Source organism: Pseudomonas sp. B6001 (assembly GCF_013386015.1).
Classification (GTDB): Bacteria; Pseudomonadota; Gammaproteobacteria; order Pseudomonadales; family Pseudomonadaceae; genus Aquipseudomonas.
This window is the reverse complement of record NZ_JACAOX010000009.1, coordinates 331,272-352,252: the sequence shown is the minus strand read 5'-3', so window position 1 is coordinate 352,252 and position 20,981 is coordinate 331,272. Positions and strand designations below refer to the sequence as shown.

18 protein-coding genes are annotated in these 20,981 nt (G+C 55.8%); 5 read left to right on the top strand and 13 right to left on the bottom strand.

The window, feature by feature from the left end:
* Window positions 1-4 precede the first annotated feature (4 nt).
* Genes zorD through zorA1 form a run of 4 tightly spaced genes read right to left on the bottom strand, consistent with a single transcriptional unit; the run spans window position 5 to window position 7,848 of the window.
* Window positions 5-3,253, bottom strand: a complete 3,249-nt coding sequence (gene zorD / locus HX821_RS12715) for a type I Zorya anti-phage system protein ZorD (protein WP_177035836.1) — start codon at window positions 3,251-3,253, stop codon at window positions 5-7.
* Window positions 3,253-4,902, bottom strand: a complete 1,650-nt coding sequence (gene zorC, locus HX821_RS12710) for a type I Zorya anti-phage system protein ZorC (RefSeq protein ID WP_177035835.1) — start codon at window positions 4,900-4,902, stop codon at window positions 3,253-3,255. Before zorC ends, zorD begins: the two co-directional genes overlap by 1 nt.
* Window positions 4,899-5,642 (bottom strand): type I Zorya anti-phage system protein ZorB1, encoded by a 744-nt coding sequence (zorB1, locus tag HX821_RS12705; RefSeq protein WP_053162988.1) that lies wholly within the window; start codon window positions 5,640-5,642, stop codon window positions 4,899-4,901. The genes zorC and zorB1 overlap by 4 nt, the downstream gene beginning before the upstream one ends.
* 13 nt (window positions 5,643-5,655) lie before the next feature.
* The gene (gene zorA1, locus HX821_RS12700) at window positions 5,656-7,848 is read right to left on the bottom strand and encodes a type I Zorya anti-phage system protein ZorA1 (protein WP_177035834.1); all 2,193 of its coding nucleotides are present in this window, start codon (window positions 7,846-7,848) and stop codon (window positions 5,656-5,658) included.
* Between the two features lie 1,038 nt (window positions 7,849-8,886).
* Between zorA1 and HX821_RS12695 the strand changes: the two genes are divergently transcribed.
* From HX821_RS12695 to HX821_RS12675, 5 genes are all read left to right on the top strand, one after another.
* Complete coding sequence (locus tag HX821_RS12695) at window positions 8,887-9,276, top strand: helix-turn-helix domain-containing protein (protein ID WP_177035833.1); 390 nt, start codon at window positions 8,887-8,889, stop codon at window positions 9,274-9,276.
* The gene (locus tag HX821_RS12690) at window positions 9,254-9,742 is read left to right on the top strand and encodes an ImmA/IrrE family metallo-endopeptidase (protein ID WP_177035832.1); all 489 of its coding nucleotides are present in this window, start codon (window positions 9,254-9,256) and stop codon (window positions 9,740-9,742) included. Before HX821_RS12695 ends, HX821_RS12690 begins: the two co-directional genes overlap by 23 nt.
* A 494-nt stretch (window positions 9,743-10,236) precedes the next feature.
* Entirely contained in the window at window positions 10,237-10,446 is a 210-nt protein-coding gene (locus tag HX821_RS12685; RefSeq protein WP_102368592.1) for a hypothetical protein, read from the top strand.
* Window positions 10,447-10,539: 93 nt separating this feature from the next.
* Window positions 10,540-10,878: a hypothetical protein gene (locus HX821_RS12680; protein ID WP_003218466.1), complete on the top strand. Its 339-nt coding sequence runs from the start codon at window positions 10,540-10,542 to the stop codon at window positions 10,876-10,878.
* Window positions 10,879-10,906: 28 nt separating this feature from the next.
* On the top strand, window positions 10,907-11,593 hold the full coding sequence (locus tag HX821_RS12675) for an SOS response-associated peptidase (protein ID WP_177035831.1): 687 nt from the start codon (window positions 10,907-10,909) through the stop codon (window positions 11,591-11,593).
* Here HX821_RS12675 and HX821_RS12670 read toward each other — a convergent pair.
* The 9 genes from HX821_RS12670 to HX821_RS12630 form a co-directional block, all read right to left on the bottom strand.
* Window positions 11,587-11,874 (bottom strand): helix-turn-helix domain-containing protein, encoded by a 288-nt coding sequence (locus HX821_RS12670; RefSeq protein ID WP_177035830.1) that lies wholly within the window; start codon window positions 11,872-11,874, stop codon window positions 11,587-11,589. The genes HX821_RS12675 and HX821_RS12670 overlap by 7 nt on opposite strands.
* Before the next feature lie 223 nt (window positions 11,875-12,097).
* The gene (locus HX821_RS12665) at window positions 12,098-12,616 is read right to left on the bottom strand and encodes a lysis system i-spanin subunit Rz (protein ID WP_177035829.1); all 519 of its coding nucleotides are present in this window, start codon (window positions 12,614-12,616) and stop codon (window positions 12,098-12,100) included.
* The gene (locus HX821_RS12660; RefSeq protein WP_177035828.1) at window positions 12,613-13,038 is read right to left on the bottom strand and encodes a structural protein; all 426 of its coding nucleotides are present in this window, start codon (window positions 13,036-13,038) and stop codon (window positions 12,613-12,615) included. Before HX821_RS12660 ends, HX821_RS12665 begins: the two co-directional genes overlap by 4 nt.
* A gap of 57 nt (window positions 13,039-13,095) precedes the next feature.
* A complete protein-coding gene (locus tag HX821_RS12655) occupies window positions 13,096-13,650 on the bottom strand; it encodes a tail fiber assembly protein (protein WP_177035827.1) in 555 nt (184 codons plus the stop codon).
* Complete coding sequence (locus HX821_RS31975) at window positions 13,651-14,409, bottom strand: hypothetical protein (RefSeq protein WP_371316186.1); 759 nt, start codon at window positions 14,407-14,409, stop codon at window positions 13,651-13,653.
* 66 nt (window positions 14,410-14,475) lie between these two features.
* Complete coding sequence (locus HX821_RS12645; protein ID WP_256345409.1) at window positions 14,476-15,096, bottom strand: hypothetical protein; 621 nt, start codon at window positions 15,094-15,096, stop codon at window positions 14,476-14,478.
* A gap of 358 nt (window positions 15,097-15,454) precedes the next feature.
* Complete coding sequence (locus HX821_RS12640) at window positions 15,455-19,321, bottom strand: phage tail protein (protein ID WP_177035825.1); 3,867 nt, start codon at window positions 19,319-19,321, stop codon at window positions 15,455-15,457.
* Between the two features lie 59 nt (window positions 19,322-19,380).
* Window positions 19,381-19,959 carry a tail assembly protein gene (locus HX821_RS12635; protein WP_087694023.1) on the bottom strand — a complete coding sequence of 193 codons (579 nt, stop codon included), beginning with the start codon at window positions 19,957-19,959 and terminating at the stop codon, window positions 19,381-19,383.
* A 556-nt stretch (window positions 19,960-20,515) separates the two neighbouring features.
* Entirely contained in the window at window positions 20,516-20,857 is a 342-nt protein-coding gene (locus HX821_RS12630; protein ID WP_242167177.1) for a hypothetical protein, read from the bottom strand.
* Window positions 20,858-20,981 lie beyond the last annotated feature (124 nt).

The window sequence follows — 20,981 nt, the reverse complement described above, 5'->3', positions numbered from 1 at the left end:
TGCCTCAACAGACCCCGAGCACTCGTTCGAAATCACTGGCTTGAATTTCCCCCGAGCCGCTCAACATATCCCTCGCCAACGCCCGTCTCTTGCTCAACAACTCATCCAGCGTCGCTTCAAACGTTGGCATCGCCGCATCCCGCACTGTTGGGTAATACACGTAAACATCCTTCTCCTGTCCAATACGATACGCACGATCAGTGGCTTGATCTTCCTTGGCCGGGTTCCAGCATCGGGTGAAGTGGATGACGTGGTTGGCAGCCTGAACGTTGACGCCAAAGCCAACTGCAATAGTCGAGAGGATGATCACAGAGAAGCCCGGCTGATCCTGGAACTGGTCGATCAGTTTTTGTCGGCTGTTCGCGCTCTGGCTGCTGGTGCTGGTGTCGCCGTTGATCACGGTTGCGCGGAATCCGAAATACTCCTGAATGGCGTGTTGGAGTTCACGCTGGATATCACGCAGTTCGGTAAAGAGAATGACTTTGTCACCCTTCCCTGCCTTTTTGATGGACTCAAGGGTATCGAGCAGCCAGCGCAGCTTCGGCGAGTTGTCACGCAGGCGTTTGTCCGGCTGAACACTGTAGGGGTGAGCACAGATGAGTTTGAGCTTATGCAGCAGGCCGAGCATGCCGGAGGTTTTCTGATCAAGCTGTTCTTCGATTTGTTGCTTCTGGCTATAGGCCGAAATTTCCGAGAGGTAAAGATTTCGCTGTAGGGCGTGCATCGACAATGAACGGCAACCCTTGTCTTCGATTTTCGCGGGCAGGTCTTTGGCGATATCCTGTTTTGTGCGGCGCAGGGTTTGCGGCTCAATCAGCCCACGCAAGCGTTCCAGGGCAACGGTGTCTCGCTCAAGTGCAGCTTCGATGGGTCGCTGGTACTCGCGACCAAACTGGTTCAACCCGCCAAGGAAGCCTGGCTGGATGAAGTCGAACAGGCACCAAAGATCAATCAGGGAGTTTTCCACTGGCGTCCCGGTGCAAGCGACCCGGAATCGAGCCGGAACAGCCTTAATTGCCTGAGTCACCAGAGCGGCAGGGTTCTTCAGTTTCTGAGCTTCGTCGCACACGACGATCGACCATTGCTGGCGAGCGAGGGAGAACTCTTGGTCACGAAGCGTTTCGTAGGTGGTCAGTACGATGCGTGCACCGCCAACCCAGCCCGGACGAAGTAGGTTCTTGATACCCTTAGCCTTCAAGTCGGCAGGAATCTCATCTTTCTTGAACTTCACCGCGCTCAAAGCCGAGCCGTAAAGCTTCAGGACTGGGAGTGCGTCAGCAAAGAAGAACCGGTGCAGCTCTCGCTCCCAGTTATCGAGCAATGAAACCGGCGCAACGATCAAGGTCGGCTTGTCTTGAGGATATTGCTCCAGGTACCAAACCAGAAACGTCAGCAGTTGAATGGTTTTGCCCAGGCCCATGTCATCGGCGAGCAAGCAACCTGAGACGTCTGTCGGCGAAAGCCGGAAGAGATGTTGAAGCCATGCAATGCCCTGTAACTGATGTTCTCTCAAGATGACTTCGGGTCTTAGCAGGCTCGGCAGCTCAGGCTGGGCATCGAGGGCTGCTCGTAGGGCTTCCTGACGTACTTGAACGTACGTTGGCTCGTCGATGTTATGACCAATTTGAAGTACCGCTCGACCTACTTTTTCTTCAAAACTCGAAATCTTGGTCTCGGGTGTGGATATCTTTTTGGACCAGGCATCAAACAGCTGCTCTGCCGCCGCGATGGAAAGCGGCATGTCTGAGATTGGCATCAGTACCGTATCATCACCTGCCGCGCGAGCCTCGCCCAGCCGTTGCTCGAACTCATCAAACTGAGCCCGATCCGACGGATCCCAGCGCCCGAGGATTTCGGCGTCGGAGCCCAAATCCGCGAGGTCTTTAGGCAACCAGTTTTCTGTCGCCTCCTTGACCAGGAAAGGTGACGTGATGCGCTCTGCTTCGCCGATGCCAGTGACACGATCGCCATACAGCGACAAATCCAACACTGCGTCGAACTCCGCGCCAGCCGCTTCGTTCTGCCAGCGTCTAAGCAACTCACTGATGCCTGCCAATTGACGCAAATCGAAGTCGCTTAATTCAAGCTCGTAACCCTGCCAGAAGCCCGCCGGCATGCCTGCAGCCAGCTTCAACTGAAGTTCATGCACGAAGGGAGCAAACTCATGAGCTTCGTTGAACGGCAGTTCTATCGATGCTTGCGGTGTTGGTGAAATGGGCTCAAGGGTCAGGTTAATGCGCTGAATGCGTAGACCTGTATCGTTTAGCTCGGGCTCAAGATGAAAACGGTGAAAGAAGATACCAGCGTCCGCCAAGTCGCTCTCGTAGGTGTCAGCGTCCAACACCTGACTGGCACTATCACCCAAAGCGCTATAGGGATTGCGAATGAATGAAAGCGCATCGTCGCCCGCCACCCGGCGTCCGTGCAGTGAACGCACATAATCTAGTACCGATTTTACTTCCGGCTCGATCAGCACATGGGTCAGAGATCCGTCAGCCCCGATGACCCGGTAACGATCCTGCACTTGTTTGTGGGCATCGAAATTTTCCAACCAATTTTCAGGCTGCCCGTCGAATGTAGGTTCCAGCTCGATGACAGGCGTATTGCCTACGCTCGATTTACGTGGATGGAGACGAAGGTTTTCTGGCCTGACCACAACGGTTTTGTCGAGAAAACCGTCCATGCCTGCGCCAGCCTTGCGGGCCAGCTTGCGGACGCTGGCCCAGCCGATCTGGTTGGTAAGTTCGCCAGGGCTTTCTTGTTGCGATAAATGGAGTTGCCGAACAGCACTCACCAATTGGTAAGTTGCCTCAGGCAGCAGCTCGATTTTATCGCCATGCGTGAGGACAGCGCCCGTACGTTTGGTTTGCACTGTCGCCGCGGATTCGCTATCGCGCCAAGCACCTATTGATACCTTGAAATCGTTCGAAGCAAGACTGCCTTGGCTAGTGAGCTGCGGCGTCAAATTCGACTGCTTTGGCAATCCGAGTAACGGTACGCTGCTGACGTGCCCTTCCTCATTCAAAAGTCGATAAAGCTCGTCCCACGGCAGTAGCCAGCGATCACTGAGTTGGGATACGAACTCTTCCTCTTCGAGCTGATCGAGGTAACCTACAAGTGACCAAAACTCAGTACTGTCGGCAAGGCTCAGCGGGAAGCACAATCCCTGCTCCTCTATCGAGTATAGTGGCAAATTATTGAACTCACCGGACTTCGGCAGCAGGCCTTTTCCAGATAGAAAACGCTTGAGCATTACTGCCTCCAGAATTTCAGTGGCTGATTGTTGACGGGCTTGAAGCCGAGGCGCTGCAGACAAGCCATGGCCGCTGGCTCATGACTTTCAAGTTGCACTTGTAAGGCTCCGCCTTTGGCGCGGGAGTCATACACCCTATGAGAAATCCCCTTCAACGCTTCCGCCAACTGCGCTTCGAAAGCAATAGTTTGGGGTGGCGACCTGAATGGGTGATCACCTCGACTATCAATGTGCCCATCAGCCCGGATACCGAGTTCTGCAAGAGTCTCGTCAAATTTTGCCAGCCATCCGCTAACATGGTTTGGCCTTGATGGCATAGCCATATGTCCCATGGGTTTTACAGCTGATTTATTTTTCTGTTTTAACTCCGAGTTAAGATCCAGATAAATCTGGTCCGGGTTGAACGGTGCGCTGTCGGCTTTGTAGACGTAACAAGCGTTGCCTTTCTCCGAAAACTCGACGAACAGATAATTTGCAATTTGCATAATGACTGCGTTGTTGCTTGATTTACTGCCCGCCAGGTAGCTCAAACGGCCATTATTTTTTCGCCGAAAATCAACAAAGTCAGACCCGGCATCCGTTTTGGCGTCTGCACCCAACACAATCCGCGTATAGCTCATCTGATTCGCGAAACGTAGCCAATAGAACAGGCGTGCCTGATCTACATCCCTATCGCCTTTGAGGAGATTGAAGAAGTGCTCAAGATCTTCTTTAGCAAACCACGCGACCACCATCGCACAAACGTCTTTCTCCACGTACTGAAGCCAGCTATTTTGCCTGGAGCGAATTTGTGGGCTGCCCCAGTTATCCAAAGCACTCTGTTTGAGAAGGGACGACGGTTTTTCCCGATACGATGCTGCGTGATAACGCGTCAGGCAGGCGCTGAGGAGCGCATTCATGTATGTCGGATGCTGACGCCCGATCTCAATGAAGTCGGGGAATCTTTTCGAGAACTCGTCGTCTTCCAAATTAAAGATTCGAGACAGCAATACGTTAAATATCCGGTGCCATAACCAACTGCTGTCAGGTATCTGCGCGATTGTTTGCAGCATCGAGAGATCACTGATCTCGCCGTTGAACATCTGCTCGCCAAGCGTCACCCCAGCCTGTTCGGAAAACAGCTGCTTATGATACTGGACGATACGGATCCATTCTTTTTCACGAGTCTGTTGCGCCTTTACACAAGCGAAACCATTGCGGATGTCGCCTTGCAACAAGCACCAGACCGGATTCGTGTCGGGCTTATCGGACTCGTAACCGAAGTAGCTGAAACAAAGCGCCAGCCAATCGCGGCGGCTCAGGCGCCGTTTTTCGATCCGCTGACTGACCTCGATATGGACTCGACCATAAAGTTGCTCGTCTTCAAGAATGGGACCCACACTCTCGACTTTATCGGCGAGACCGGCGAAGACCATGCGCCATTCGGAGGACGACAGAGGCAGGACATCCCTGAATTTATTGATGGCGGCTCTACGTTTTTCCTGAGGCGGTGGCAATGCTTTCTCTGCCCGCTCAAACCGGTCGTATAAATCGGCACTGGCAGCTTCCATTCGAGGAAAGCGAGCCAACGGTTCAGAGCTAATCGCGATTCTACGGGCATCGAGCCTGAGCGCTATAGCTGACGACAGCTTGGCTAATGCACTGGTCATCGCGTCATCGCCAACTGGCATTTCTCGGACACTGTGCTGGCGAATACTGGAACTTCTGGTTTGAGGTTTTCCTCTTTCTCCTTCAAACCGTAGAACTGCATTCTCAGTTCAACTCGGCGGCTTGCCTCGTTGGTGTCTTTTGCGTTGTTGAAAGAAACACCACCCGCCAGGAACATCGATCTGATCTGCTGTTGTCTTTCAGCTGAAAGGCCGATTTGCAAAGGGCTGCGACTATCAAGCAGGCTACACATCACCCACTCGGACCGTTGTAAGGACAGGTGCAGGTTATATAAATACGAGCCGACGGTATCAGTAAATCCCTCGATAACAACCTGCTTGAACCACTTCCGCCCTTCTTCGCTATCGGCAGCATCAAGAATGAGTGGCACTACTCCCTGAAGGGCACTTTGACCCTCGTCGCTCAAAGAATACTGGTTATGCCCAAAACGTCCCGCCTCACCGAAGCTGATCCGATTGTCTTTGCAGTCGACGACGATGGTTGCATTAGAGTGCTTAGCCTTGAGCTGCAAATGCTCGCAGAGCTGACTAATGTCGCGACTGCGCTGTTTTTCGCCCTGCTCTGACTGACTGATCCTCTGGGTGACAGAGCTCAAAGCTGCAACCATCACAACGAGAAACAGGATCATCATGGCGGTCATCAAGTCTGCAAAAGAGATCCAGAACGGTTTCTCCGCATCATCCTTAGCGCGAGCCACCGAAGGCATTTGCTTACCAAACATATGTCAGGCTCCATTACTGCTTGATTCGTTCCATGATGTCGCCGAAGTCTTCAATGCTTTCCTTCACTCCATCGACGCCACCAGCCAGACTTTTAACAGCTTTATCCAGCTCCGTATCCAGACTACCCAACGTCTGCCGGAGTACCCTGTCCATGCCGTCGCCAAACTCTTTGAAACCATCGCCCAAAACGCCGCTGATGTTTTCCAGGTACTCATGAACCTCGCGATTGAGCGACTGCATGCGTTCCGATTGTTGCTTCAGATCCTGAAGATATTGAGCACGTCCGCTGGCCTCAACTTGCGCGCTGGCCACCACCCCTTCGATAACGGTTAGTGTTTTGCTCAACGATTCACGGTTGTTGCGATAGTCCGCGACGATGCTGTTCAATTCTCGTGAGGCCTGAGCAAGCTCGGCACCAGCCCCCTGAACAGTGCCCAGCAAACTAGCCGTCGATTCACTGGCCTTCGATACACTCAATCCAGCATTTTCAAAGCGCTCAGCTGCGGCTCTCATTTTGTCTGCACCAAGTTGCATGCTTTGCAGATGCTGTTCGGTTTGCGCGCTTAATGCTTTGACGTTGTCTCGCGAGGCTTTATTTTGTTCCGCGACAGACTGCAGCAGCGTTTTGACCTGCTCGTCCAGCCCCCCCACCAACGCGCGAGTGCCGTGATGAAGTTCTGCCTGTGCAACGCGAGTGGACTGATCCATTTGCTCGCGCCCACTTTCCAGTTTTTTGAAAACAGTAGAAAGCTGCTCGCCGAGCACTTCTACAGAGCCTGCAATCTTGGCCATGGTTTCTTGTTGACCTTGGCCCATGTTTTTTTGGATTGACTCGACAAACGACTGAAGACTCTCGGCCATCGCCAGCTGCCGCGCCTCGCTGTCGGCGAACATTTTTTCTAACTGCTGTGCCATGCGCGCGCCAGCGTCTTCGCCCTCAGTGCCGATGCGGGCAATGGATGACTGCAGATTTGCCAGCATCTCGTTCATGCCAGCCTGCATGGCACTTTGGCCGGTCTGCATGTCGGCAAGCAGCTGTGCAATCATTGCCGAGCTGCTCTGATTCGAGTTTTCGCTGGCCGAGCGCATGTCTTGAATGAGGCTGGAGAATCCTTGCTGCATTGACTGCATGGCAGCGACAGACTGGCCCATCATTTCATTCAGGCCGTTGAATTGCTGGCCGAAGGTGCCTTCCAGCTTGTTCATGAATGCCACCAGAACATCCTGAAGCAGATTCTGCACTTGGCCGGATTGATCGCCGCTGGCAGCCTGTACAGCCCCGGCAATCGCTTCCAATGGCGACTTCAAGCTGTTTTCAATGGCACTGCTGACCTGATCCGCCAACAGCTGCCCGGAGTCACGATAGGTCGTAGACAATGTGTCTGCCAACTTGAGGCTTTCGCGGACCTGTGTATCGACGAGGTTTTGCAGCATTTCCCGAAGATCCGTGACGAGGCTGTCTTTCAGTTGGCGAGTCTGGACCGAGTTTTCAGCACTGGACCTTACAAGCGCAGCAAGATATTCCTCGCCAACTCCGCTGTCGAATAGGCTATCGATTGCCTCATTCAGCGATTCAAGGTGCTTGTAACAGCGCCCTAATCGCCACTTTTCCGAGACAGTGACGATGATCGACGCCATGATGGAGAGAAATGAACCGATGAAGGCAAAGAGTACATCCTTCAGGAGCTTGTCCACGCTTGAGTTGACCAGCTCCGGCGTGCTTGGATCGAAGTGCTGCAACCCTAGCATCAAGCCGAAGAAGGTTCCAACAATGCCAACCCCCGTCAGGATGCCTGGCAGGTGCTTGAAAAATTCAGTAGCCAGCGGTGTATCGACAACACTCTGACCGGTAAAAAAGTTCGCCGCGACAGTAGTCGCACGGGAGCGCACCAGGCGATGCTCGCCTTCGTGATATTCGAACTGATTGTGAAGGGTCTCTGAATACTCTTTCCAAAGATGCTTCAGTTTTGTCGCATTGAATACTTTCGACAGCTCTGCTTGAAGCTGATCAGGCGACTTTGCCTTGATAGTAGCAATGCTACTCGTAAGCGACTTGAGCCTTCTGCTCAACACGAACGATGGGATGAAATATCTTCCGATGTACCAAAGACACAAGACCGCCACCGCCACCATGACTACACGCGGAGCTATTAGCTGAGCAGTGCTGGCGTCGCCCCACAATTTCAATAATGTCGAAAAGTCCACACTTCAGCCTTCAAATTTATCTTTTACGCGCTAACAAGCGCTTCACGCAGGAAGAAACGCGTGACTTGCCGGCACGCTTGTTCCAACGATGTTATTTCAGGGATATCTGGATGCCTGATCCTTCAGCAGAATGCTAAGGATATGCAACGAAGAGATGGGCGCTTAGAGAAGAAACGTCATCCTTGCGAGGCAAATATCTATCCATGTCCTTTTGCCAGCACGATACGCTTCATTCCTCCGTACGGTAAAGCCATATGCGAACGTCAGCCGACCAAGCGTGTCGCCTATAAGCACATGAAAACGAAAATCCGACTCTGAGGGTTTCCATGCCCGAGGCGCGAATCACGCGACCACCCGACGCCGAACTCACACCCCATTCGACATCTCTCGAACACTTCTGGCTACGCACTCAGCCCTATCAGTCCAAGCGAGAGTCTTGTTCGCGATTTTCAGAGCAATGATTAACTGTTCAAGAACGGACAGCTCTGCGTAAACCTGTGTTCGGCCGGAAGGTCTGACTGGAAGCATTGACGTGCTGCTTGTGCCTTCCGGGACAAACTCTGGCCTTTGTATCAGCTGAGGATTCCACCCAGAGCCAGTGGTTTTGTAGGGGTAAAAGCCACTTAAAATAAAAAGGGGTCGCGAGATAAAATCTCGCAACCCCTTGAATTATATGGTCGGGACGGAGTGATTCGAACACTCGCCCCCTAGCACCCCATGCTGGGGACCATATAATCCTAACCTATTGTTTTATAAAGATAATCACCCTATTGATGACGGCAAATCATCTGTGTTTTTGTGCTTATGCAAACGGTAAACCGTGGCCTGCAGCGTAGGTTTTGCGCACGCAAGGCCGAGACTCAGCCGCCCCTCCCTCGGCGTCCTGTCGATCGAACACAACAAATCCCAATTCGCTAGCTCAACAACGATGCCCGACCCAAAAATTCAACCATTCAAGTATTCTACTTGAATGGTTGACGACTCAAATCCCCTCTGGTTTAATGATCCCAGGTTTCATTAAGCGGAAGGGTGAGGACAATGTCGCTTTCAAAATTCGGAGTAAGAGTGAGGGAGTTTCGGCGCTCACTGGGCGTTACGCTCAGCTCCATGGCAACCGCCTTGGACACATCTCCAGCTTTCTTGAGCGCAATGGAAACTGGAAGAAGCAAAATCCCCATGGAGTGGGTGGACAAGATTTCTAGCTATTTCGAGAAGTCTGGTATGTCAGTTAATCGTGCAACGCTTAAAGCAAGCGCATGCGAGGATAACGAAAGCGTGTCGTTAGTAGGGCTGCCTCCGCACCATAGAATGCTGATCGCAGGTTTTGCAAACTCTGACTTAAACCAAGAACAGCTCGCTAAGCTGGGACGGCTTTTAAGTGAAATTCACGGGGAGACCACTGATCATGATGGAAGAAAATCAGACTGAGTTTCGACTGCGCGGGCACCGAGTGCCCGCGATCGACAAGACGGATATTGACTACATTGCGGGGCGTATCTGCAAGATCCTAAAAGCTACCAAAGCGTCATTTTCACCGTCAAAAATAGGTCTGTTCATAAACAGCCTGGAAGAAAACGGAATTCACGTTGACCCCGTAGATGATGATGAATGGATTGACGCCGCACGAGCCACTGTGGATCCATCGACGGGATTTATTTATATGCCCAACTGGCTATATAACAATCTCAATCGTTCAGAGCCGGAAGCTCTCCGCATTTTTTTACATGAGCTAGGTCACATTTTTTTATGCCACCGCCCACTCTTGCATTTTTCAGACAAGAACGCAGTGGAATGCGAAGATTCAGAATGGCAGGCGGACACGTTCGCTGACTCGATTATTAATCAGCTTAGGTTACCAAAACTAGGAAGACAACTTGAGTTTAAACACTTCTGACAAATCACACCGCAAATGTGATTTATCAGAAGTAGGTAGTAGACCGCAAATCTACTAGGAAGGTTCTCCACTCGCTTTCCGCAACCGCAGACAGCTAGCAGATTCGTGCTCTCAACAGCTGCGTATCCTAGCCCCGTTCTTCGGATCTGTCCACCTTAAGTTAGTAGTGGCCATCCCTTAGGAGGAAAGTCAAATGACTTATACCGACGAACGGGGCACGTTTATCCTGCGCTGGAGTCGCCGCCTTAAAAACGGTCTGATCCAACGCGCGGTTGGCAAGCCCTTCAAAATCTACATCAGCCGCGCCTAAGGCGTTGCGGTCGGGAGGCCATGGGGCCGACTGATTGACTCTATCGAAAACCCTGCCATGGAGGGCGGGGAATATGGTTTTTTCCTTAACAACTCATCCAAGCATCCATCTCTGACGTTGCATTTTTACCGCTCTTAGCTCGAACTCACACTGCTACGCTGTTCACTCTAAAAGAGGAACGCTTATGCCCAACTCAGACCTACTCCCTTCCCTGCTCTCCAAGCTCTACGAAAACCAGTTGGCCCTCGAAGCCTCCATCATGGAGCTATCGAATTGGGTCGAGCAACGTGGTTCCGCCGACGTGGCTGAAAACGTGCGCGGTGCGCTGCACACCATCGATGAGAACGAGGAGTTCATCAAGTTGACTCTGGCGGTCCTCATGTCGCCTGACTGATCGTCGGGTAACCGTGCAGTTCGTCGGCGGACGACTACCGCATTACCGCGCCTCGATTACTGTATGCACATACAGCAATCGGAACCACACCCCATGAACATCGACGAAGACACCTGCGGGTGGCTTGGCATTCCCACGCCTCTCGAAATGCACAAACAGCACGCCCGCCTCCTTGAGAACGAGATCCAGGAACTGAACCTGCAACTGCGCAAGGCCAGGGCGGACATCTTCGGCCTGGTCGCGATGCTGGCTGAAGCGCAGGCAAAGAAAGACGAATTCTCAGGATATCTAAGGCAGCGCGGCGCCGAAGCAGCGGTCATGCGTAAGCAGATCGACACCCTCACAACATCAGAAAGAGTCAACGTGCGCGAAGTGGAGAGGCTGCGCGGGATGCTGAACGACCTGATGTCCCGCCCGAAAACCATCGTCTAAGCTCAGGTTTCAGATTGAGGGCTTGGCCATGTGCGGAAGACTTTCCCAGTACAGCGGCATTCATGACTTCGTTGCAGCGCTGAGCATGCCAAATGCACTGGCGAACTCCGTGGGTGAGTTACCCCTGGAGCGGTACAACGTCGCCCCGACAACCCAAGTCGCCCTGCTCCACCTGCAGGGTGACCAGCTGCACGCCGACCTGGTGCGATGGGGATGGCGCCCGCACTGGGCCAAGGACCGCGCCGCGCCGATCAATGCCCGCGTCGAGAAGGTGGCCCACGGCCCGTTCTTCCGCGCGATCTGGCCGCACAGGGCAATCACGCCCATCGACAACTGGTTTGAGTGGGTGGACGAAGGCGGACCGAAGAAGCAGCCCTATCTGATCCGGCGGCGGGACGGCGCGCCGGTGCTATGCGCCGCCATTGGCCAACTGCCCGACAGCGACGAAGGCCCGGGCGAGCACGACGGGTTCGTGATCATCACCGCCGACAGCGCCGGCGGCATGGTGGATATCCATGACCGGCGCCCTGTGGTGCTGACTCCGGACCTGGCCCGGGAATGGTTGGACCCCGCCACGCCCAAGGAGCGAGCCGAACAGATGGTGCTACACCAGGGCGAACCGGCCGAGGTTTTCGAGTGGTTCAAGGTCGATACTGCCGTGGGCAATGTGCGAAACAAAGGGCCGGCGTTGATACATAAATTAATGAATCAGTGAATGAGCTCTTTTGCCTTTTCAAGACACTCCGTCGCGCTATCCAGCGCCTCAGCAGCCTTGGCCGAATCCGCACTACCGTTCTCTGTGCGCTTTCCAGTAATCACGAACAGGATATCGACGCCGGATTTCGCGACCAACGCGAGGTAATCCGCCCGCGGAAAACGAATCCCACTCTCGTACCTTCCCTGAGCATTCACTTCCACTCCACCAATCGCACCAATGGCAGATTGGGACAATCCAAGTCTAAGGCGTTCAGATTTCAATCTTGCACCGATGCTCATGACTGTGTATCCAAATGGGTGTACTCATGGGAGCCATTGAGTACAGAGCAAGTTCCCCCTACAGCTTTTTCAGGTACCAAAAAACCACATGACGCCCACAACAGCAACGACCCATCCCAGCGTCAAAAGAAAAGAGAGACCTGCCAGCTGCTTGTCCATAAGAGCCTGCCAGTTCGATAGCTGCGGGCCAACACACGCAAACGGCAAGCGTAGCCTATCGCTATCAACGCGCAATCGCTCTGACATAGGCCTGGCACGCCCGCAGCGCAATCACGGCTTTATCCCCATCGTCGGTGATGGCGATAATTCGTTGCGCATGCGCTGGGTCAAGTTGGGCTCTACGGGCTGCATGAACCACGCCGACGGTGCCGGGGGTGGCAGGCACGTTGCAGCCACCGGCTGAATCCGTGGCGTCGAGAAGAACTGACAGCCGCACATCAGCAGTAGCAAGGCGGTCACGCAGCAGTGCTTGGTTGCGCTGGGCATCGAATAATTCCTTGGTGTGTTGTTGGTCGGAGGCGGCCAGTTGCTGCTCTGTGGCCAGACGCTTGTCTTGCTCGGCGCGCGCCTGGGCTACGGCGGCATTACTGATCGCTGCCAGATCATCCTTGTGCAGGCCGGCCTGCTCCTCGAGTTTCTTGCCCATCCGCCAATCCTGCACCTGCCAGGTCGCGCCGGCGGTGGCCGCCATCAGCACCAGGGTCAGAACTACCAGGCCGACCAACTTCTGCACCAGCGTCATGCCAGCGACCGCCGCACGCCTTCCACCAGCACCGCGTCGGGATAGGCATAGCCCGCGTTTTCGTGGTGGATGATCGCCTTAACGAAGCCAGCCATTACCGGCGCTCGGCCCAGATCGATCTCGGCGCCGGGCTGGGTGCCGGTGTTCGCCTCAACGGCGCGCACGTAGGCAGCGGTGTCGTTTTCCACGGAAGGCGCCCAGCGGCTGATGATCGCCTTCACCGTCTTCAAGCCGTGCTTTCGCTGATAGGTCAGCAGCAGCTTGCCCAGGGCACGGATGCCGTTCTCCGGCGTATCGAACCGGGCAAAGCGTTTCTCGATGGCCGGGTCGGGCTTGAGCTGGCCCTGCCATTGGTTGGCCGGAACGTAATCGATGTTTCCGGGGTTGCGGTTGCGCACCCCTCGGGTTTCGGTGATCGGCATGCTTTTCTCCAGGCAATAAAAAACCCGCTCAGGGCGGGCGGCGTTGACCGTTTGCAGTTACGCAGGCACGACAGGCCACTCAATGGCATCCGGGTACTGCGGTTGCTCAATAACCCGGCTCAGCGCTACTCGGTATTTCTTCCAGGATTTGAGCGCCGCGAGGTCTGCGTCAGTCGCTTCGTCGACATCCACGGCGTCCTGAAGTGGCGCGATCGCATAGTCAGCGACGGCCCGCAGCCGGGTGATCTCGACCTGAGCCAACTCCAGCGGGTCAGCTGCAGGTGCTGTCAGCTCCGGCACCACCTGGACGGGCAAGGAGTCCACGGCCACATGCAAAGTGATGCTGTGCACCAAGTCGGCGGGCTCACCATCCTTGGCCACGCTGACAGCCAGCACGCCCTCGTTGAAACCGATGTCTACCGAGCAAGCCGCGTCGACCTGGTTCAGAACAAAGCCCCAGCCCTCTGGTGGTGGAACCATCCCAAGTGTTCCGTGCACCAGATACTGGCCAGGGCCCGGGTGCTCGGTGGTGATGGTGCTAACGCCCAAAGACGTGACATCGATGACGGCGCCGTCGGCACCGAGAATGTTTACTGCTGCGCGAGTGGTCATTTAGATAGCCTTGAGTGTGCCGTCAGCGGCGCGAGTGGTGTTCCCGGTGTGGTAGATCTCAATCCAAGGTGTTACGGCGCCGTCGTAAATCGATTGAAATTTGATGGTGCCCGAATTGCCAGCAAGCCCATAAGGCCAGGCAACCGTCAGCCTGTTAGAGCCATCAGAGTGCCGAAAAATCTGCTTGTAAAAGTAGCCCGTACCGCCGGAAGGCATGCCCGGAGAGCCTGGCGGATAGAGGTTTGGATCAAGCCCATGTACAGCGTTCGTCAACCAGCTTTGAACCACGCTCGTGCGCGTTCTGCCAGTTGCATAAGCGTCTGCGACGTTTCCGTCTGCATAGCCAATTGCGGCCACCGCCGCGCTACCAAGCCCTAAGCCAGCCCGTGCTGTAGCCTGGCTGGTGCCGCCGGTACCGCCCATGGTCACAGGAACCACATTTTGCGTGGAGACCGTACCGAGGCCGGCCAGGGTAGCGCCCCATTGGTTCACGATCTGCCGGAGCTGATCGGCTGAGTCCTTCACGTAACCCTGCATCGGAGCCAGGGCGTACGTACCCGCGGAGACTGTTGCCCCCAGGTAGTTCGGCGAGATGGTCAGCACCGTGTTGCTGGCGATGTTGGTCACCTCATACCAGCGCCCATCGGGCCCAGTCCATGCGTCACCCACGCGACCGTTGGCACTGAACGACGTGCCGGTGCCGGTGACGGTGTTCGAATTCAATGCAACTGCAACGGTGCCGGCTCTGTACCAAGGCATATTTTTCTCCAGGAAATAAAAAACCGCTCAGGGCGGCTATTGGATATTGAATTGTCTGGTGAACGGCTAAATCACTGGCTTAGCGAACACCACGGGCACATAAAATGTCGCAGCGTTAGAGACTCCAATCGTAAACATCACAATCCGGTTGTTTGCGTAGTCCCACACGCAGTACAACTTAGCGCCCTTGCTAGAACCGGCACTGACATCCATCCCTATGTTGTTGATCATGATGTAATCGCCGGAGTCCAGTGGGGATGGCGCTGTAAAGTTGACCTGGGTCTGACCCTGCGGGGTTGTGCTGGATCCAATGTAGGTCCATGCCGATATCGTGCGGGTGAACTGCGCACACGGTGTCCCGCTATCAAACAACAACTTTCCTTGCCCATCCCATAATCTAAACCCGTACTTCGCAGTGGGAGTTGCCCCGCCGAACGAGGCCACGAAGAACTTTCCAGAGCCTATTCCCAAGAATGAGAAGCCCGTCCAGTTGCCTGCGGTACCGGTTATCTTGGCGTAACTTATGGTTACCGAGGCACTGGGGCGAACAAACACCAAGGGCGGTTCCTGGGTGGTTATGGGCGCCGGGAAGACGATAGGTCCGCTGTAGTCACCTTTGTACAGGACGACCAACCTGGCAAACTCCGAATCGATGACTACGACACCTGAGTCGTTGGTAAAGGACATTCCATAAGACGGCATTATCGGTACTTCATCACTAAAAGCCTCTGTGTGGCCAACCCTGGGGCCGGCGGCGACGACGGATTTATGCTTCGGTTAACGTACCAAACCCTCACTACCCCGGACATGACTTGAGGCTCGTATTGGATTGCGTTCAGGTTCTGTGCGCTGGGGTCTTCAGGGTATGGCGCGGTTGGAACGCATACAGCGCTGCAGGTGGCTGGATCGCAACCAGGCACCGCTATATCGCTATACAGCGTGCCGGCAGGCCGGGTTACAAGGGCTGAATAGATAACGCGCACGGTGAAAGAGGTCTCATCCAATTCAAGGAGGCCCGTAGGCCCCCACACTCTCACTCCATAGGTCATGCGTTCAGGTCCCCCCATTGATAGCGCTTGGTATCGATCTCGTCGTAAACCTTGCCGCCGCGATTATTGATGGTCTGGCGACCACCAGCGCCGAACGTGCTGTTCAACTCGAATTCACCGGTCACGAAGTTGATCATCAGTCCCGTTTTCCCTGGCACGTAGTTCGCCGACTGGATGCTCTGGGTCAGTTTTGCCACCCCGATTGAGGCGTCTTGAATAAACGCCGAGTTCATGAACACTTGACCCCCCTGCACCACGAACGGCGTCGTGAAAGATCCGCCATCGATTGTGTTCACTACGGCAAATCGATCAGCACTCACCAGGAACTGGCTTTGCAACAAGCCATCGGCGTTCTGCTCGATACCCAGGCCGATCCCAGCGGCGACATACTGACCGTTGGCATTGACCTGCATTTTGACGGACCACATGGTGGAAAGCTTTCCGTTGGTATCAGCCTGAGCCCTTGCTGTTACCTGAATCGCAGCCTTGTTCTTCACCTCGCTGATTGCGCTGGCCAGGTCTCCCTCGTCGGTACCGTCCCGCCCGCCGCCAACAACAGCTTGAAGCGTGGTGGACTGTGAGGCGACGGCCTTGGTGGTGTCGGCCAGGGAATCGGTGACCGTCTGAACGGCTGCCGAATTCTCGTCAACCTTCGCCTGGATAAGATCGGATCGCGCGGCCTGGGCGGAATCGCCGTCCGCCCGTGTCGCTGCCTCCGAACTGATCGCAGCCGCGTTGCCGTCGACACTGCTTTTCAACTGATCCAGTCGAGTCGCCGTAGCAAGGGTTTCAGTGGCCACCACCTGCTCAAGCGAGGTGAGGCCGGCCAGGTTCTGCCCTACCGCTGCATCGAGCGACGTGGTTCGCTCAACCAGCGCTCGGTTATCCGAGGCCTGAACCTTGACCTGCTCAGCGAACTTGGCGGTGGCATCCCAACCTTTCAGGGCGTCCGCCAGGTCGCCCTCGCCGCTGTCCTCCCTCCAGCTCGCCTGGAGCGATTGCAGTGCCGATGCCTGTGCCGTGACCTTGCCGTCCACGGTGTCGATGGACGCCTTGTTCTGCTGGATCTGCAACGCCATGGCCTGGGTTGTCTCGGCAATGGTGCCGATATCGAACCAGTACTGGGCATTGGGAGGCATAGTGTTTTTCGGTACCGGCGCGATGGCTTGGTACAGGTGCTGGCCCTGCCGCACTACGTCGCCGGCGGCATAGGTTTTGGTCGGATCGTAGACCAGGGCGTCCGTGATCTGATCGATCAGGTCTTCCAGTTCCTGCTTGGCCTGCTCCAAGCGATCGTTCACCGACCCCGGGCCGTCGCCGGAGATCAGTTCGATCTCCTTGACCAGTTCCTGAGCCAGTTCGGTTTTACCAATCTGGCCGGTAATCAGGTCCAGGATGGGTGCGGCCTGCGAACTGGCCTGCCCAATCACACCATTCACCACCGGATAGAACGGACCGATGTTGCCGGTACGGTCCACCAGGCGCGCCCAGAAGAACAGGGTTGCACCCGCCAACAACTGCTGCATGCGGTAGTCAGCTTGCGGATAAGCCAGGTCCGCCAGCTTGGTGGCCACCGACAAATCATTGGCCGGGCCATACCAGACCTCTGTCCGCTGGGTATCCTCGGCTCCAGCAGGAAAGCCCCACTTCAGGCCGATGCCGAACAGTTCGCTGGTGGTGGTCAGGAACGACACTGCCGGCGGAAGGCCGACCTTCCCTTCCAGATTGGTCAGGTTCGAGCTTTTCCAAATCGAAGAGATTTCGAAGGCACTCACCGAGCGCGCCCGGGCCACGTAGGCGCCCGAGTAGATGCCGGTGACGTCGACGCTGGTCGAACCGGTGCGCTGCAGCTTGATCCAGTTGCCGCTGTCCTTGCGCCACTCCACGTCATAGGCGGTCGCGCCATTCACGGCTGGCCACGAGATGTTCATGGTGCTGATGGCGATGCCCTGGTTCACGGCGTAGCTGGATGTCAGCATGACGCTGGCCGGTGCCGGAACCACGGTGATCGGGACAACGCTAATCGGCCGCTCTTCCAGCCGGGCGCCGGTGTCGATGTGCGCAAACTTGCTCGGGTCGTACTGCACGGCCGAGATTTCGAACACGCCAGGCTCTGGCCGGGAAACGCTGGTCACCCGGTACAGCGGGATGGCCAGGTCGTCAGCGTCGAGCGCCCACACCAGTTCACGCTCAGGCGCCACGGAGTACGCTGTGGTTACTGTGACCTGCCGGCCACTGACCAGTTGCACGGTGCGCCCCTCGCATTTGCCGTCGGGCAGGTTGAGGATCAGCCGATCACCGGGTTTGGCCTGGGTGTCGCGGTCCAGGGTGATGACTTTGCCGTTCACCGCAGAGATACGTCCGCCCACCGGCCGGCCAGCGATCAACTCGTCGGCGATCGGAACTACGTAGCCAGGAAGCGGGATACGCCCGTCCAAGCCCACTTTGAAGGTGACAGCCCGGTCCTTGGAGTTGGTGAGCAAGGCCCACTTGCCGCGGCGCTGCGCCTCCGACTCACGAGTGCAGCCGATCGCGCTGATCTCCAGCGGGTTGTCGCCGTAGCGCCGCTGCAGCTTCTGGTCTGTCACTGCGGTGACGTCGGTGTCGTAGTTGTTCAGCGGGTTGTCGTAGCTGACCAAAGCCCGGGAATAGCGGGTGCGCTCCGACGCGCTGGAATAGGTGAACTTGCCATCAATGACGTTCGCCCGGGTATAGGCGAAGTCGAAGTCCGTGGCGCGCGGCATGTCCGACAGGGTGAACACCTGGCCCTGGGCCCAATAGGTCATGCCCCGGTAAACCGCCGAGATGTCACGCAGCAGAGACCAGGCATCGGCCTTGCTCTGCAGATTCAGGTTGCAGATGAAGCGCGGCTCCTGCCCCCCCTTCCCGTCCGGCACCAACTGGTCGCAGTACTGAGAGATGCGGTAGAGCTCCCACTTATCGACCATCCACGGCTTGATGCGCCGGCCCAAACCAAAGCGGTCGGCAGTGGTGATGTCGTAGGTCATCCAGACTGCGTTATCGGTCCAAGCCTGCTTGAAGGTGCCGTCCCAGATGCCGGTGTATGAACGCGATACCGGGTCGTAATTGCTCGGCACCTGCATCTTCTTGAGCTTGGTCTCGACGGTCACCGCCGGAATGCTCCGGAACTGCTCAGCAGAAAACTCGATGTAGAGCAGCGCGGTGTTCGGGTACCGCAACTTGGCGTCGATCACCTCAGTGAAGCCGGCGATCTGCATTGTGTCGGAGATTTTGTTGTTGTTTTGGTTGATCGTAAGTCGTGTGATGCGCATCAGCCAGCCAGAAGTAGCCTTCGGCAAATCGATTCGTCGGGTGCGCTCGTACACGCTGGTGGTCTTACCGTCGACAGCCTCGCTCAGCGCCTGCTGGTACGCGCCGCCGTCAGTTGCCAGTTCAACCTTGTACTCAATCCGGTAACCGTTGATGTTGCCGCCGGCGTCCACAGACTGGAGCGCTGGCCAGGCGAAGCGAACCCGCACTGCCGAAAGCTGGACGTTGTTGATTGCGCGAACCCACGCAGTACCACTACGCAGTTCAGTGCTGATGGTGGTTTCGTTCTCGACCGACGGGATCCCCTGGATATAGGTCTGGTCTACCGCACCGGTGCGCCATTCCCACTTCACATTCGGGAAGTTCATGTTGCCCTGAGGGTCTTGCAGCGGGGTGTTATCGAGGTAGATATCGCGCGCGGTAGGCGTTCCTTCGAACTCTCCCTCTCCCACTGCGATCAGCATTTTGGCTATGGCCACCGAGCGCAGACTGTCCGGGGCTTCCGTTGGCGTTTTTGGCTTCTCTTCGCCGCCCTTGGCGCCGTGGATATCAATCTTGCGTGCTGCGCCCATGCTTTTCTCCAGGCAATAAAAAACCGCCTCATGGGCGGCTGCGGTGCTTCAGGTGTTGGCTACATCTGGTCTTCGGCGTAGATAGCGGCGCTGATGATCGCGCCTCCTACCCGTCGCTTGCCGTAGCAAAGCGGAACAGGGTTGCCTGATGCGGTGGTGTTCTTGGCGCTACCGAAGGCGTAGCCGGGTGTGTTCTCGGGCGCAGCGCTGGTCTTGAGCCCCCCAGCCTGTGGGCTGAGCATCTGGATGACGCCGCCAGCGACAAGGGCGATACCCGCTGGGACGACTGCCATGCTTGCACCACCAGTAAATGGCGAAAGCAGATAGCCTGCTGCAATGAGCACTGCACCTACGATTGTTTGCAGTAAGCCAGCCCGCTTGCTCCCAGTGATTACTGGAACAATTCGAATATCCCCGTTACCACCAAATCCAAGCTCATCCTCCTGAATATTTTTTGATCCTCGAAATACCGCAAACTCCAAGCCTCGCTGGCTGGCCGAACTGATGAATCGTTCAAGGCCTGGGATTTGCACACACAATGCTTTTACCGCCTCCGCCGGAGTGCGAACCGAAAGTCTGTATTCCTTTCCAAACTGGCGAAGAGGTCCGCCAAGCCGAATTGTTGTCAATGAAGTCATCAAAATCTCCAGACGAAAAAAAACCGCCCATAGGCGGTCAAATTTTCAATATTTATAACGATGTGGGGCGTAACTCCAACCAAGCGCTGCTATCTCCCGACACCCTGAACTTCTGCGTCTCACCGCCCTTAAACTCTCCGGCTGATTCTCTAACCGCTTGGCCAATTTGAGCAGCGCACAACCCACCACCCTCGGCGTCACCAGACAGACCGTAGATATGGCGTCCCTCGGTCAGGTAGAAAGTTGCTGTCTCTCCCGTACCAAGCCTCGCGGCAACCTTCCCATCGATCAAAATTGCCGTGTAGCATCCGCCGCCTGCAAACACACCCTTATCACGGGTTACTACCATGACGGCAGATCCAGCCTTCGGGTCCTGAAAGGCTTTAAGTCTCGCTGCTGGAACTCGATCAGCCTGGCTCGATGGAATGGGGGTAGTCCCACACCCCGCCAGCACCGCCACCGCTACCGCCGCTATCAAAATTCGCATGTCGTTCCCTCTTTGGTTTCGCGGGACTGTAGCCCAACCTAAGCTGCTGGACCAAGCAGGCCTAACTGATCAGCGCTGATCTATTTCAATCTTCTGTGTGGGGTCCGGGCTGTATTTTTGGCGCTTCAACTGCGGATCTCCCTTAGCCATACAGAAGAAATAAATCTCTGCTTCACCGCAGCCGCCGTGTAATGCGCACTCACTGGCTTGCATGTGATCCAGCAGGATCTCTCGGCCTTGGGACTCGCAGAATACGTTCGCTTCTTTGAGAGCCTGCCCTTTCGCGGAGGCAGGCCCGCCAAAGGGAACACGAGTTGAAATCGTGTATGTATCAGGCCCGACCTTGATAGGTCCGCTATCCGCGCAGCCCGCGAGCATCGCAGCAGACAGAGCCATCAGCCAGATTTTCATAGTTGTCCTCCCCGGGAAAGGAGGGACTGTACCTCGGACCTGGCCAGGCATCCAGCGTGGATGGAATGCCAGTAACTGGGCCAGGGTTTGACGTAGTAGCTTTGTGCCTCATTTCTAACCAGGG